Origin of the sequence: Epilithonimonas sp. JDS (genome assembly GCF_021261315.1) — a bacterium.
Taxonomy (GTDB): Bacteria; Bacteroidota; Bacteroidia; order Flavobacteriales; family Weeksellaceae; genus Epilithonimonas.
This window is the reverse complement of the sequence record NZ_JAJSAX010000002.1, coordinates 247,005-261,420: the sequence shown is the minus strand read 5'-3', so window position 1 is coordinate 261,420 and position 14,416 is coordinate 247,005. Positions and strand designations below refer to the sequence as shown.

Here is a 14,416-nt window from a genome sequence, read left to right as displayed (position 1 = left end):
AATCTGCATACGAAAAAAGCACCACAGATTTGTGATGCTTTTAGAAAATTTAATCTAATTAATTATTTGATAATCAATTTGGTATTTAATTTCTTACCTTCTGATTGTTGGGTGATGATGTAAACGCCAGATTGAAGATTGGTAGTGATTTCATTCTTTCCTTTAATAACGATTGCAGAATGAACCACTTTCCCGCTAAGATCCTGAATCACAATATTTCCTGCATTTTCAGTTTCAAGATAGAAATGGTTTTTGCTCGGGTTTGGATAAATGCTGATTTTGGATTTCGAAAAATCAGAAACAGCCAGGCTTTGGGCACATTTATAAGGCTTGTAGGTCACCGTATTTGCAGTCTGACTTCCGATCACAGCGGCTACCATTGCGTCATCGGAAAGTTCGCCTTCTCTCCAGCAGTTTCCGATTGCACTTACAGCATTTGGTGTGTTGTTGAAAAACGCGACTGTGTTTCCTGCGTTTACGTTGTTTTTGAAAATATTATTCCCTTCATCCGTTGCAGTTCCCAAATCAAGCACAGCATTGCTCAAAATTGTAATTCCCCAAAGATTTCCGCGGATTTGATTGTTTCTTACTGTTACTTTAGAAGTTGCTGTAAGAGAAATTCCGCTTCCGCCAAGGTTGGGCAGATTTTCGCTGTTGTTATTTTCGATGATATTATTTCGGATAATTCCTGTACTTCCTGCACCCTGATGTGTGATTCCATAACGGTTGTCTCTGATTGTGTTGCCCTCTATACGGAATCTGTTAGTACCGCCAAGCAAACCGGAAACCGAAACGCCTCCAGCTTTGATATTCAGCCTGTTGCCGATAATGGTATTGTTTATGACTCTCGTAGAATCTACACCGCCTGGTCCCATATTGATTTGTGGGTAATTGCCGTTCGCATCTGTCGTATTGCCGTAGAAATAATTATTAATGATATCAATGGAAACAGAACCGGATGCGCCGGAATTGATTCCCGCTCTGGAATTCTCAAGAAACTGAGAGTTTTTCACCACGTGTCCTTTTCCCTGAAACAATGCTAATGCCGCACTGCTCGCAACATTCGTGGTTCCTGAATTGTTATTTTTATAAAGAATACAGTTGTCCATCAAAAACGGATTTGCAGTTAGTACGCGCACTCCTCCGCCATATTCGATTCGGGTGTTTTTCATTTCCGCTACAGACCCTTCTTCAAAACGGATGCCTCGGTACGGACTTCCGATGGTGCTTGCAGTGATTGTAAAGTTGGATGCAGTCGTTTTATATTCGCCGTAAACAAAAATCGCAACACCGGAATTCACTTTCAAAGTGGTGTTTTCGTCGATCAGAAGTTTGTCTGTAGCAGCAAGCGTGAGGTCTGCAGTCAGTGTGTAATCTGTTCCGCTCTTGACCAAAACCGTTGGTGCAGCGGCAGATAAACTGGTTAAGGTGTAACTGGTGCCATTGTTAGGTGTTGTAAACTGAGCCTGCAAAAATGCGCAGCTCATTACAAACAAAAGAGTGATTTTTTTCATAAGTCGATTATTTTTCGAATATCAAATTTATTAATGAATTTTCTGTTTAACATAATATATTTGTAAAAAATTGCTAATATGTATTCAGAATTAATAGCGGGAACAATGCGTTGGGGCATTTGGGGTGCCAATCATTCCGAAAGAAAAGTTCAGGAATTGATAGAAGTTTGTCTGGAAGAAGAAATTACGACTTTTGACCACGCAGATATTTACGGCGGCCATACCACAGAAGAACTGTTTGGAAATGCATGGAAAGAAATGAATTTGGACAGGGAAAAAATCCAATTGATTTCCAAATGCGGCATCGTGATGAATTCTGAGAAAAAACCATCAGCGCTCAAATATTACAACTACAGCTCAGATTATATTTTTAATTGTGTTAATGAAAGTCTTAGTAATTTAAAAACGGATTATCTGGATCTTCTACTTTTGCATCGTCCTTCACCATTATTGAATCCGGAAGAAATTGCCAAAGTTTTTGAAACTTTAAAATCCCAAGGAAAAGTAAAGGAATTCGGGGTCAGTAATTTTTCAGTTTCGCAGTTTGAATTACTGAATCAACATTTTCCATTAGCCACAAATCAAATTGAAGTTTCTGTCAATCAAACCTGTTCATTTTATGACGGGACTTTGGATCAACTGATGATGAAAAATATGAGACCAATGGCGTGGTCTGTAATGGGAAATTATTTCTCGGAAAAAACGGATCAAAATATTGTGATCTCTAATGTTTTAAAAGAACTCTGCGGAAAATATAATGCAGATGAAAATCAAATCTTATTAGCCTTTATCCTGAAACATCCATCAAGAATAATTCCCGTTATCGGAACTTCAAAAATTGAAACGTTGAGACGATTAAAATCAGCTTTAATGATTGATTTAGAAGCAATAGACTGGTTCAAAATCCTAGAAGCAAGCTGCGGAAAAGAGGTAGATTAATTAATTTTAAATTCTTTTCAAAAAAAATCTGAAAGTTTCTAATTATTCGAAAATAATTGTAAATTGCACCAAATTATATTTGAAATCAATAATGCATTTTTGTTGTTTTTCCTGATATAATATAAAACAACAGTTAACTTAATTTTTTTTAAAATGAACATTTTTGTTTCAAACATCAATTACGCAACTAAGGATTTTCAGTTGCAAGAATTATTCGAAGAATTTGGAGAAGTAACTTCTGCAAAGATCATTACTGACCGTGACACTGGGAGATCAAAAGGATTTGGTTTCGTAGAAATGGGAGACGAAGAAGGAAAACAAGCATTAGATGCTTTAAATCAGAAAGAATTTAACGGTAAAATACTAAATGTTACCGAGGCTAGACCAAGAGAAGAGAAACCAAGAAGATCTTTCGATAACAACCGTGGTGGTGGTTACGGAGGTGGTAACAACCGTGGAGGTGGTTACGGTGGTGGAGAAAACCGTGGAGGCGGTGGAGGCGGCCGTTGGTAATATCCCTTAACAAAACAAGAAAGCGATCTATTTTTAGATCGCTTTTTTTATGCTCTATAATTTAAAATAGTGCGGAATATTATTTCAATTTATATTTAAAAATGATATTTTCAGGATTCTATTTTTTCCTGATTAACAGATAAGCATTTTCAAAATCTATGGTTGGCGAAGGATTTTTTTTGTGCTTTTCAATGATCAGATTTCCCAATGTCATTTTGAGATGATATTTTTCCAGATCGGCTTCCATTGCCATTTCAGGTAAATTTACTTTTCCGGTTTTCCCTTTGTATTTGGTTTTTAAATCTTTGATCAATGCTGAAAAATCAGCTTCTTCATCAGAATTTAAAATCACTTTGAATTGCGGTTCTTCATCTGTGATCCTGTCGAAGATTTCAAAGGTGTCGTTGCCAATGGTTTTGTCGCTGTGATTGTATCTGTTGAAGTAGAAAACATAATCGTAATCGGTGACATTGATGATTTGTTGATTGGAAATCAGTTCTAATCTTTCGTAGTCGGAAGTGGATCTGTCGGTTTTTTTAATATTCGAAAATTGATCTTTAACAGTAAGATAAAGCGAATATGGATTTTTTGAATGACTAATTTCCCAGGCTAGATTTTCATGCTTTTTAACGTCAATTAATTTTAATAAAGATTCAGTTTCTTTTCGTTTGCCCAAAAATTCAAATTTGTTCGCAATTTCCGTAGCAGTGCTGTCAACAATCCGTCTTTTGAAATCGATTTTTTGATTGTTGTCAAGTAATTTATTTTTAGTTAAAAGTTCCATCAATTGATTTTCCTGACTTCTCTTCGCTACAGAAAATGTATTCAGAAAAGGAATAATCAGCGCAAACAATCCAAATGCAAATAAACTCGTCGGAATGAATTTGATGCTCGCATTTTTATTAATGATAAAATAGAAAACAACCGTCGCCAACCAAATTGAAAGTAAGACTACAAAGTATCTCGGTTCGGTGTAACCATATTCCAAAATCCTCGTGAAAATAGCGGTGAAAAGTAATATTAATAGTGGAATTAATGTAAAATAAAAAATCTTCGAGAACATTTTCACCCAAGATTTCGCCGAGTTTTCTTTCAAAGGATGAACAAGCAAAATTGCTAAAATCCCAACAATCGAGTAGGCGAGGACGAGATAGGAAACCCAACCTCTTGGCAACTCCCAATTAATCAATATTTTCGCTGAGTAAAAATACAGAATAACAACGTATATAATAAGGAGTGGAATCAGAATGTATTGCGTGAAAAATTTTAGAATAACAGGATAAGTGCCTTCTTTTTCCAGATATTCCAAACCTTTTTCATTGAAAAGAGAGAAGATAAAACTGCTCCCGACGATTGAAAAGAAATAGAAAGTCTTTGCAAATACGCGATCACTGAAATTAAAATCAAAAAGTTTGTCAACCGCGACAATTGCCAATTCGACTCCGCCAGTCAGGACGCCTGTGAAAATCGCAGTCAGGACGATATTGATGAAAAGATTCTTGTTGTACTGCCAAAAATCCATCTCGGTTTTCTTTTTGACAAATGCTGCAAATGAAACAAAAAGATGCGAGAGCACAAAAGTCGGAACAATCAGAAAAGCGTAAACTTCCGTGAAATCTTTTTCGAGTTGAGGCAAGAGAAAATAAAATCCGATGAGGAAGAGAATTCCGCCAATTTCCAGCAAAATCTGTTTCCCGATTCTTTGCGAAAGCACCTTCAAACCAAACATCAACGAAATTCCCAATGCGAAAATCAAAGCTAATTTAGTCAGCGTGAAAACTTTTTCGCTGGTACGGAAATTTTCATCAGCTATGAACATCAAGCAAACCGAAGCACCTAAAGCCATCAATAAAACCAAAGGAAACTGCCGAATGGCAAAAGCCGCTTTCCCGAATATTTCGTTTAACTTTTGATTCATAATGTTTTGTGTTTTGGTTAATGGATAAAGTTACTTATTCTTCTTTTTCGATTTTTTATTTTCCTTTTTATCTTTTTTCTTAGATTTTTTCTCTCCGGTAATTTCTTTAATGAACTCCTGAATGTGATTCTCTTCGACATTTTCTTTTGCTGAAATCTTCTTCGGCTTGCCGTCAGAAAACTGTTCAAAATCATGTGGTTTTACATATTTTTCATCAACCAAAACTTTCAGCAATTCGCTTCCGGAATTATCAAAATAGTTTTCCAAGAATCTTTTTAACACAAATTTTTTATATTCATCTAAAACAATCGATGGAGAGTAAAGGTAAATTCGGCCTTGCTTTTCCGTTGTCAGATAATGTTTTTCTACTAAGATTTTCAAGAATGTGGAAACTGTATTCTGATGAGGTTTCGGTTCTGGATAGATATCCATCAGTTCACGGAAATAAATTTGACCTTTGTTCCAGATCAGCTGCATTATTTCTTCTTCAGAAGGCGTTAATGGTTGTAAAATCATAAAATAAATATTTTAGAAAATAATGGCGTTTACCATTACGAGATAAATTAAAGATACAAAAATGGCGATTGCTCCGCCGGACAAAACTTCTTTTGGCGTATGTCTTTTAAGAATCACTCTGGTAACACCGATTAATATGGATAAGAAAAACCAGAAAATTCCAATTGCAGGTTCTATCGTAAAAAACAAAGCCGCAACATAAATATTGAGACTCGTGTGCATAGAACTTTTGATGAAGAAATTACTGACCTGCATCAATATTAATAAGATACAAAGCATAAAAATTGCCCAATCCATTTCTTTATGAAGATAAAAATCTACGGCTAAGAAAATCACGGTTGCAATAATAATGAAGATGTAGAGCGAATGCCGCTGCTTTCGGTTGGAAACATCCATATTGGTGTAATTTCCATTCTTTACATTTCTGTAAATCCAAAGTGCGACAGGAATTATTAATAGAAGCAGAATCGGCAAAAACTTTTTCGACGCTTCTTCCCAAGTGTAATTTTTGTAGCTGTAATAAAAAAAGTAAATCACCAGAGAAACCAACGGGTTGAAGAAGTTCGAAATCACTTTCGACAGGCTGAGAATAAGAGGGTTTTTGATTTCCATTCAGAATAATTTCGAGTTCAATATACAACATTTATCATTTTCTGCAAACCTGCCGATTTGAATTAAATTCAGTGATAATGCAATCGATTGCGCAATTTTGAATATTAATTTGGAGTAAAGGATTCTATTCCTCAAAAAAATATGATAATATGCATACAATAAAGAAATATTTTTTTCTTATTTTTGCTACATATTTCGAAATTACAATGAAAGAATTTTCAAAAGAAGTCTACCTTAAATGGTATGAAGAAATGACGATGTGGAGAAGGTTTGAAGACAAATGCCGTTCTCTTTATCTTAAACAGAAAATCAGAGGTTTCTTACACCTTTATAACGGTCAGGAAGCCATCCCGGCAGGTTTTACCCACGCAATGGACCTTTCCAAAGACAGTATGATCACAGCATACAGATGTCACATCCACCCAATGGCGATGGGCGTTGACCCAAAAAGAATCATGGCAGAACTTTGTGGAAAAGCTACAGGAACATCTCAGGGAATGGGAGGTTCTATGCACATTTTCAGCAAAGAGCACCGTTTCTATGGTGGTCACGGTATCGTTGGAGGTCAGATTCCTTTGGGAGCAGGTATTGCTTTCGGTGACAAATATTTTGACAGAAAAGCGGTAAACATCTGTTTTATGGGTGATGGTGCTGTACGTCAGGGTGCGCTTCACGAGACTTTCAATATGGCAATGAACTGGAAACTTCCTGTAGTATTCGTTTGTGAGAACAACGGTTATGCAATGGGAACTTCTGTGAAAAGAACTGCCAACCACGAAGATATTTATAAATTAGGATTAGGATATGAAATGCCTTGTCTTCCTGTAGATGCGATGGATCCTGAGAAAGTGGCGGAAGCTGCTTACGAAGCGATCGAAAGAGCAAGAAGAGGAGACGGGCCAACTTTCATCGAGGCTAGAACGTACCGTTACAGAGGTCACTCAATGTCGGATGCTGAACCTTACAGATCAAAAGATGAAGTGGCACAATACAAATTGGAAGATCCGATCGAGATTGTGAAACAAAGAATCTTTGATAACAATTGGGCGACCCAAGAAGAATTGGACGCTTTGGAAGAAAAATCAAGAGAGTTTGTAGAAGAATGTGTAGAGTTTATGGAGAATTCTCCATATCCAGATGCAAATCTTCTTTATGACTATGTATATTCCACTCCGGATTATCCATTCATCAACAAATTAGAAAATAATTAATTTTATAAAAAAAATTATGGCAGAAGTAATTACGATGCCCCGATTGTCGGATACGATGACGGAAGGCAAAGTTTCAAAATGGCACAAAAAAGTTGGTGACACTGTAAAAGAAGGTGATATTCTTGCAGAGATCGAAACAGATAAAGCAGTTCAGGATTTCGAATCCGAGATCAACGGAACACTTCTATTCGTAGGAGTAGAGGAAGGAAATGCTGCACCAGTAGATTCTATTTTGGCAATCATCGGTAAAGAAGGAGAAGATATTTCTTCTTTGACCAATGGCGGAGGTGCAAAACCAGACGCTGCTGCTGAAAGCAAATCTGAAGAAGAATCAAAAACGCAAGGCGAATCTACAGATGTAGAAACTGAAAGCACCGACTCAACGAGCGGAGCCGAAGTGCCTGAAGGTGTTGAGGTGATCACAATGCCACGTCTTTCTGATACAATGACCGAAGGGAAAGTTGCAAAATGGCAAAAGAATGTTGGTGACACTGTAAAAGAAGGTGACATCCTTGCTGAGATCGAAACTGACAAAGCTGTTCAGGATTTCGAATCTGAAGTGAACGGAACTTTATTATACCAAGGTGTTGCTGAAGGTGACGCTGCGGAAGTAGATAAGATTTTGGCAATCATTGGCCCTGCAGGAACGGACGTTTCTGGTGTGGTTTCCGGTGGTGGTAAAAAAGCAGCTGCTCCAAAAGCAGAAGCAAAAACCGAAACTAAAACTGAAGATAAAAAAGAAGAAGCTCCAGTAGCTGCATCTTCTACAGGAGAAAGAATCGCGATCTCTCCTTTGGCCAAGAAAATTGCACAAGATAAAGGTGTTGATTTCTCAGCTATCAAAGGTTCTGGTGAGAACGGAAGAATCGTGAAAAAGGATGTTGAAAACTATCAGCCGTCTGCTCAGCCAGCCGCTGCAGCTTCAACGCCGAAAGCGGTTTCTGCTCAGCCAAGCGTAGCATTCACGCCAGGAGAAGATTCTGAAACTGTGAATTCTCAAATGAGAAACATCATCGCGAAGAGATTGGGTGAAAGTAAATTCACTGCACCTCATTATTATCTGACTGTTGAGATCAACATGGATAAAGCGATCGAAGCGAGAAAAGAAATGAACGCTGTGCCGGATACCAAAGTATCTTTTAACGATATGGTGATCAAAGCGGTTGCAGTAGCACTTAGAAAACATCCGCAAGTGAATTCTTCTTGGGCAGGTGACAAGATCATCCACCACGGGAATATCAACGTTGGGGTAGCAGTAGCTGTTCCGGACGGATTGGTAGTTCCGGTATTGAAGAATACAGACTTTATGTCTTACAATGACATCTCTGCATCTGTAAAAGATATGGCTGGAAGAGCGAAAACAAAAGCGCTTAAAGCTAACGAAATGGAAGGTTCTACTTTCTCCGTTTCCAATCTTGGAATGTTCGGAATCGAGACGTTTACATCGATCATCAATCAACCGAATTCTGCAATCTTATCTGTAGGAGCTATCGTTGAGAAACCGATCGTGAAAAACGGACAGATCGTTGTTGGAAACACAATGAAATTGTCATTGGCTTGTGACCACCGAGTAATTGATGGAGCAACAGGTGCTCAGTTCTTACAAACGTTGAGAACTTACCTCGAAAGTCCATTGACGCTTTTATTAGGATAAAAACTTGTTCGAAATATTTTATAAAACCTTTCAATTCTGTTGAAAGGTTTTTTTTGTTTATCAATATGTTTGAAGGATGAGATTTTAAGGTTAGATTTTGATAAAAGTTAAACTCCTATGGAGTTTGTTTACTTTTCGGGTGCATTTATTTCTACAAGCATTTCACTCCTACGGAGCTTTGATTTTTATATATATTATAAGAGCTTATTTAAAAATGATTCAAAAATAAAATTTTCAAAACGTTTTTCTTTCGCGCATAACTAAATGGTGGAAAAATACCTTGAAAATTTCATCAAAATTATTTCCCCAACCCACAGAGAGTAATTGACGAAATTTAAACAAGCTCAATCTTTCTACTTTAAATTGCAATATTAAAACGCTCCGTAGGAGCAATATGTTTGTAGAAAATTTTGATCGAGCAATTTCCGCTCCGTAGGAGTGGTACATTTTTGTTATACTAATGGTAGAATTTCTAATAAAAAGAAATTTGATAGCCTATGTGTTTTTGAAACGCAAACCTGCGTAAGGGATGGAAGTGGTTATCCTTTTTGTCTTTGGATATATTTCAATTTGGATGGAAATCTTTGGGACAAAAAGATATGAACGGACAGCCCGACCCGCTTGTTTTTTGCTGATTGGAAACTTTCGATAAAAATGGAGAAACCTCTGAGCAAAAACAAAGGGTTACGCCCAAATAATTAGCATTTCAATTTGGGATTTGATTATATTTGTGCCGTGAAAAAGCTCAGTTTTTTATTTCTTTTCGTAGGAAGTTTGGTGTTTGGACAAGATCATTTGTCGGGGTTCAATATGATGTCTTTTACGTTCAAAGCGAGTCCGAAATGGATGGCGTATGTAGAGCTGCAGACGAGAGCCAGACGGGATTATACGATCATCGACTACTATGAGACGAAGGGTGGAATTGGCTACAATATCACAAAAAACAATCAGGTTTTTATTGGTGCCGGACGTTACGGAACTTATGAAAAAATGAAAATCTCTCAGGAGGAATTCCGGATGTGGCTACAATATACTTTTACGCAGAGGCTTGGAAAGTTGAAGCTGGATCACAGGGGTAGGGCAGAGCAGCGCTATTTCTATGCCAGCCAAACGGGCGAACATACCAAGGCGAACCGTTTCCGGTACCGATTGAGCGCGACTTTGCCGATCAATAAGGATAAGGTGCAGGAGGAAACCTTCTTCGTGAATGCTTTTGAGGAGATTTTCCTTGGGCCTGTGGATCCGAATTTCAAACGTAACAGGACTTTTGCCGGCTTTGGATATCAGTTTAATAATAGTCTGTCTGTGACTTCGGGTTATATGTTTCAGCGGGAATTTGCTTTGAAAGGTAACGATAATTTTCACTTTCTCTATTTTGCACTCAATTTTACGATTGATGCTACGGATGATGAGAAGGATTTTGTGATCCCGATGGTGGATTAGAAATTCTAAAAACTTTTACCACAAAGGCACATAGCAAAAAAAGGTCAAATAGAAACTTATCTATTTGACCTTTTTATTATGACGTTTAAGAGAATCTATGCGCCTATGTGGTTTATTTTAATATTTCTCAATCAGATAAAGATAGGCTTTCAGATATTTGTTGAAGCGCTTCAAGTCTTTTTCTTCTAGTAATGCAGTGCATCTTGTGAGGTCCATATTGTCGCGCAGGTCATTCAGTTTAACAGCAATCGCCAATGGACTTTTCTCGATTCTTGCGACGAAAGCATCATAATCCAAATGTTCTTCTTCACGTTTTGTCAGACATTCCACGGCTTCCAGAATATGTTCTGGAAAACCTTTTTCTCGGAGAAATTCTAATGGAAATTCTGGGTTGTCCTCCACAACATCGTGCAGTACGCCAACAATCTTTTCATCGATGGTCTTTCCCGCATTCATCACGCGGAAAACGTGTCCTAAGTAAGGCGCATCGTATTTGTCGGTTTGTTTTTTGTGTGCTTTGGTAGCTATTTTTATGGCTTTGTAGAGGAGTTCGTGTGTGGACATTGGTTAATTTGTAGTTTTAAACGGAATTATTAAAGAAATGAAATTTAAAGAAATGCAGAATTTGTGTTTTGTTTATAAAAATGTATTTTTTGCTTCATTTAAAAGATTTTTCAAGTATTCTATATAATATATTCCTGCTTCAGGAATATCTTTAGTAGGTAAATCAAGTTTATTATTGTAAAGTTCAATTTTATAATTTAACTCCACATCTAAATGTTCATTAATGTTAATATAAAATTTTTCGATTGTGCCATCTTCATTTTCAATATTCCATCCGCTGCCGCCTAATTCATCTCCAATAAAAAAGGACTTTGCGTTTGGAGGACGAATGCTTTCAATTTTTTTTTCAAATTCCATTGAATTAAAATTATTAAATTGTACACTACTTGCAAACTTTATATCTCCTTCTTTTAGAACTTCAGAACGCATTTGATAAAAATGTTTTAAAATTGCATCTTTCCCCATTTCTTCAACTTTTGGATTATACCAACCTTCAAAGTTTACAACTAAATTTTTTAGATTTTGTAAAACGTTTGTTACTGCTCTACCAAATACAATTAAATTTCTAAGTCCTGCCATTTTATCCTTTGATGAACTCGAATCTTGATACATTTTTAAACCTAGTTCAGCTGTATATAAAGTGTTTTCTGCATTTTCTAAGACTGATTTTACTGTTTTCATTTTTTAAATTGGTTTAAATTTTTATTCTCAATATCTCAAAAAAAAAATTGTAAATAAAAAAACGCTAATTATTTTTAGCGTTAATATATTAAGTTAAATTCATTTACCTCCCTTTCAACTCATCAAACAACCTTTCCAAAGAACCAAGGTCGGAGATCAAAACCTCTCTCGCCTTCGCACCATTAAAACCGCCAACTACACCAGCCGCTTCCAGCTGATCCATAATTCTTCCGGCTCTGTTGTACCCTAATTTCAATTGTCTTTGAAGCATTGATGTTGAACCCTGTTGTGTCGAAATGACGATTCTTGCCGCATCTTCAAAAAGCTGATCTTTCTCGTTCGGGTCGAAGGCGCCAACTGTTGAACTTCCTTCGTCGCTGGAATATTCTGGAAGAAGATAAGCGTCGGGATAACCTTTTTGTTCGCCTACAAATTCAGCAATTCTCTCCACTTCAGGCGTATCTACAAAGGCACATTGCAAACGGGTCAGATCATTTCCGTTGAAGTAAAGCATATCACCGCGTCCAACCAATTGCTCTGCTCCAGGCGAATCCAAAATAGTCTTGGAATCAACGCCCGAAATTACACGGAAGGCAATCCTCGCAGGGAAATTCGCCTTGATCATACCTGTGATGACGTTTACGGAAGGTCTTTGTGTCGCAACGATCAAGTGGATTCCAATCGCTCTTGCCAACTGTGCCAAACGTGCAATCGGATGTTCAACTTCTTTTCCTGCAGTCATAATCAAATCTGCGAACTCATCGACTACCAAAACGATGTAAGGCAAATATCGGTGTCCGTTTTCTGGATTCAGTTTTCTCTGAGCGAATTTGGCGTTGTATTCTTTGATGTTTTTACAAAATGCATTTTTCAAAAGGTCATAACGCTGATCCATTTCGATACAAAGTGAGTTCAAAGTATTGATCACTTTTGCATTGTCTGTAATGATCGCATCTTCTGTGTCAGGCAGTTTTGCTAAATAATGTCTTTCGATTTTTGAATATAGAGAAAGCTCAACTTTCTTCGGATCCACCATTACGAATTTCAGTTCGCTCGGATGTTTTTTATAAATTAAAGAAGTCAGGATTGCATTAATCCCAACAGACTTTCCTTGTCCGGTTGCTCCAGCCATCAAAAGGTGGGGCATTTTTGCAAGATCGGCCACGAAAACCTCGTTGGAAATGGTCTTTCCAAAAACGATTGGAAGATCCATATCCGCAGTCTGGAATTTCGGAGAAGCGATCACGGATTTCATAGAAACCATCGTAGGGTTTTTTCTTGGAACTTCGATTCCTATCGTTCCTTTTCCTGGCATTGGCGCAATGATTCTGATTCCTAATGCGGAAAGATTCAAGGCAATGTCGTCCTGTAATTTTTTAATTGCTGAAACTCTGATTCCGGCTTCCGGTACGATTTCGTAAAGTGTAACTGTTGGACCGATGGTCGCTTTTATTTCAGAAATCCCAACGTTGAAGGTTTTTAGCAATCCAACAATTCTGTTTTTATTTTCCTCAAGTTCGTCGTGGTTGATGGTAATTTCTTCGTTTCCGTAATCTTTCAAAAGATCGACTGACGGCATTTGGAACTTAGCCAAATCCAATTTATGATCGTACAAACCATGTTTGCTTACAAGATCGTCTGATTTTTGCTGCTCGGCATTTGGAACGTAAACTTCTTCTTTTTTAACTTCAATATTTAAGGTGATATCGTCAGCAGGTTTTACGGCAGGAATATCAAAAATCGGCTTTTCAACAATCGGTTTTTGAATTGGAGCTTCCGTGGAAAGAACAATTTGTTCCGGCTGAGTTTCCTTAATATCTTCAACAAAAGTTGTTTTGTTAGGCGTTTTTATTGGCTCGAAATCCTGTGTTACTTTAATATTGCCAAAATCATTCTCTGTTTTCAAAATGGGCTCGTTGACTGCTAATTTTTCAGTCTTGATTTGATTTTCCAATTCTTCATCAGCCTCAAATTCCTCATCAGAATCCGGCATCAAACCTTTTAATTTGCCGAACGTATTATCATTAATGTCATTCAGTTTATTCTTAATCGAACTTGGTCTCAGGTTAAATTCCAAAACAAAATACAAAGCAAAACTTACCAAAAGTACCATCCAAAGTCCAACGGAACCGATGTAAGATTTAAGATAATCCATAATCTGGTAACCGTAAACACCACCCAAAACACCTTCACCATTCGTCACTGCCCCGAAGAAAATCGGCAGCCAGCAAATGAAAAACAAACTGTGCGAAATGGTTTTCCAAGGTTTGAAATAAGTTTTCTTGAAAATTAAAGTTCCAAAGACCAAAAACAAAAATGCAACGATGAAAGCCGCAACACCAATACTTTCAAAGATGAAAAGATTCCCCAGCCAATCACCGATTTTTCCAAAAAGGTTGGAGGAAACGACGCTTTTGTCCGCCATAGTTCCGGCCTGGCTTTGGTCGGCTTTCCAGTTCATCAGATAAGACACGAAAGAAAGTGCCAGCACGACTGACAATACTACTAAAATAATACCTGAAATGATTCTTGGTTTGGAGATGATTTTGCTTCCTGCAGTTGTGTTTATTTCTTCTTTACTCATTTTAAAAATCGACAATAGATGCAAATTTAATGTTTTTTATCAGTCATATAAATTGTTAATGGATATTTTTAAATTATTTAAAATGATAAAAATTTTACCCATCTAATTTCCAGTCAAAAACCGCTTATTAAGAATGTTTCAAAATAAGCTTGGCGTCTTTTAAAATGACAAAAAACAGTTTTTTTTGATGCCGTTGTGGTTTATCATCCTTATTTTTGTAAACTATAAATTTCAGAATGAAATCGCCAGAACTTTGATTCTTATAAA

12 protein-coding genes are annotated in these 14,416 nt (G+C 37.0%); 5 read left to right on the top strand and 7 right to left on the bottom strand.

Annotation, left to right across the window (positions count from 1 at the left end; all coding sequences use genetic code 11):
• Nucleotides 1-62: 62 nt before the first annotated feature.
• Complete coding sequence (locus tag LUD75_RS07945) at nucleotides 63-1,514, bottom strand: right-handed parallel beta-helix repeat-containing protein (RefSeq protein WP_232705149.1); 1,452 nt, start codon at nucleotides 1,512-1,514, stop codon at nucleotides 63-65.
• A gap of 78 nt (nucleotides 1,515-1,592) precedes the next feature.
• Between LUD75_RS07945 and LUD75_RS07940 the strand changes: the two genes are divergently transcribed.
• Nucleotides 1,593-2,453 carry an aldo/keto reductase gene (locus tag LUD75_RS07940; protein WP_232705148.1) on the top strand — a complete coding sequence of 287 codons (861 nt, stop codon included), beginning with the start codon at nucleotides 1,593-1,595 and terminating at the stop codon, nucleotides 2,451-2,453.
• Nucleotides 2,454-2,606: 153 nt separating this feature from the next.
• Complete coding sequence (locus tag LUD75_RS07935) at nucleotides 2,607-2,966, top strand: RNA-binding protein (RefSeq protein WP_232705147.1); 360 nt, start codon at nucleotides 2,607-2,609, stop codon at nucleotides 2,964-2,966.
• 118 nt (nucleotides 2,967-3,084) lie between these two features.
• Here the strand turns inward: LUD75_RS07935 and LUD75_RS07930 are convergent, their stop codons facing one another.
• The 3 genes from LUD75_RS07930 to LUD75_RS07920 are packed head-to-tail and all read right to left on the bottom strand — an operon-like array spanning nucleotide 3,085 to nucleotide 6,012.
• Nucleotides 3,085-4,884, bottom strand: a complete 1,800-nt coding sequence (locus LUD75_RS07930; protein WP_232705146.1) for a DUF4153 domain-containing protein — start codon at nucleotides 4,882-4,884, stop codon at nucleotides 3,085-3,087.
• A gap of 30 nt (nucleotides 4,885-4,914) precedes the next feature.
• The gene (locus LUD75_RS07925; RefSeq protein WP_232705145.1) at nucleotides 4,915-5,400 is read right to left on the bottom strand and encodes a BlaI/MecI/CopY family transcriptional regulator; all 486 of its coding nucleotides are present in this window, start codon (nucleotides 5,398-5,400) and stop codon (nucleotides 4,915-4,917) included.
• A gap of 12 nt (nucleotides 5,401-5,412) precedes the next feature.
• Nucleotides 5,413-6,012 (bottom strand): phosphatase PAP2 family protein, encoded by a 600-nt coding sequence (locus tag LUD75_RS07920; protein WP_232705144.1) that lies wholly within the window; start codon nucleotides 6,010-6,012, stop codon nucleotides 5,413-5,415.
• 206 nt (nucleotides 6,013-6,218) lie between these two features.
• Here LUD75_RS07920 and pdhA point away from each other — a divergent pair, with 206 nt between their 5' ends.
• The 3 genes from pdhA to LUD75_RS07905 all read left to right on the top strand — a co-directional run bounded on the left by pdhA (nucleotide 6,219) and on the right by LUD75_RS07905 (nucleotide 10,320).
• On the top strand, nucleotides 6,219-7,223 hold the full coding sequence (pdhA, locus tag LUD75_RS07915) for a pyruvate dehydrogenase (acetyl-transferring) E1 component subunit alpha (RefSeq protein ID WP_034978841.1): 1,005 nt from the start codon (nucleotides 6,219-6,221) through the stop codon (nucleotides 7,221-7,223).
• Between the two features lie 16 nt (nucleotides 7,224-7,239).
• Nucleotides 7,240-8,877, top strand: coding sequence for a pyruvate dehydrogenase complex dihydrolipoamide acetyltransferase (locus tag LUD75_RS07910; RefSeq protein ID WP_232705143.1), 1,638 nt, complete (start codon nucleotides 7,240-7,242; stop codon nucleotides 8,875-8,877).
• A 735-nt stretch (nucleotides 8,878-9,612) separates the two neighbouring features.
• Nucleotides 9,613-10,320, top strand: a complete 708-nt coding sequence (locus tag LUD75_RS07905; RefSeq protein WP_232705142.1) for a DUF2490 domain-containing protein — start codon at nucleotides 9,613-9,615, stop codon at nucleotides 10,318-10,320.
• 117 nt (nucleotides 10,321-10,437) lie between these two features.
• On the opposite strand, the gene LUD75_RS07900 is transcribed toward LUD75_RS07905, so the two are convergent.
• The 3 genes from LUD75_RS07900 to LUD75_RS07890 all read right to left on the bottom strand — a co-directional run bounded on the left by LUD75_RS07900 (nucleotide 10,438) and on the right by LUD75_RS07890 (nucleotide 14,149).
• Nucleotides 10,438-10,884, bottom strand: coding sequence for a phosphohydrolase (locus tag LUD75_RS07900; protein WP_232705141.1), 447 nt, complete (start codon nucleotides 10,882-10,884; stop codon nucleotides 10,438-10,440).
• Between the two features lie 72 nt (nucleotides 10,885-10,956).
• A complete protein-coding gene (locus tag LUD75_RS07895) occupies nucleotides 10,957-11,565 on the bottom strand; it encodes a hypothetical protein (RefSeq protein ID WP_232705140.1) in 609 nt (202 codons plus the stop codon).
• A gap of 103 nt (nucleotides 11,566-11,668) precedes the next feature.
• Entirely contained in the window at nucleotides 11,669-14,149 is a 2,481-nt protein-coding gene (locus LUD75_RS07890; RefSeq protein ID WP_232705139.1) for a DNA translocase FtsK, read from the bottom strand.
• Nucleotides 14,150-14,416 lie beyond the last annotated feature (267 nt).

Coding starts and splice junctions, on each gene's coding strand:
- pdhA (WP_034978841.1), top strand. CDS start 6,219: ATGAAAGAATTTTCAAAAGAAGTCTACCTTAAATGGTATGAAGAAATG.
- LUD75_RS07940 (WP_232705148.1), top strand. CDS start 1,593: ATGTATTCAGAATTAATAGCGGGAACAATGCGTTGGGGCATTTGGGGT.
- LUD75_RS07920 (WP_232705144.1), bottom strand. CDS start 6,012: ATGGAAATCAAAAACCCTCTTATTCTCAGCCTGTCGAAAGTGATTTCG.
- LUD75_RS07925 (WP_232705145.1), bottom strand. CDS start 5,400: ATGATTTTACAACCATTAACGCCTTCTGAAGAAGAAATAATGCAGCTG.
- LUD75_RS07890 (WP_232705139.1), bottom strand. CDS start 14,149: ATGAGTAAAGAAGAAATAAACACAACTGCAGGAAGCAAAATCATCTCC.
- LUD75_RS07900 (WP_232705141.1), bottom strand. CDS start 10,884: ATGTCCACACACGAACTCCTCTACAAAGCCATAAAAATAGCTACCAAA.
- LUD75_RS07930 (WP_232705146.1), bottom strand. CDS start 4,884: ATGAATCAAAAGTTAAACGAAATATTCGGGAAAGCGGCTTTTGCCATT.
- LUD75_RS07895 (WP_232705140.1), bottom strand. CDS start 11,565: ATGAAAACAGTAAAATCAGTCTTAGAAAATGCAGAAAACACTTTATAT.
- LUD75_RS07935 (WP_232705147.1), top strand. CDS start 2,607: ATGAACATTTTTGTTTCAAACATCAATTACGCAACTAAGGATTTTCAG.
- LUD75_RS07910 (WP_232705143.1), top strand. CDS start 7,240: ATGGCAGAAGTAATTACGATGCCCCGATTGTCGGATACGATGACGGAA.
- LUD75_RS07945 (WP_232705149.1), bottom strand. CDS start 1,514: ATGAAAAAAATCACTCTTTTGTTTGTAATGAGCTGCGCATTTTTGCAG.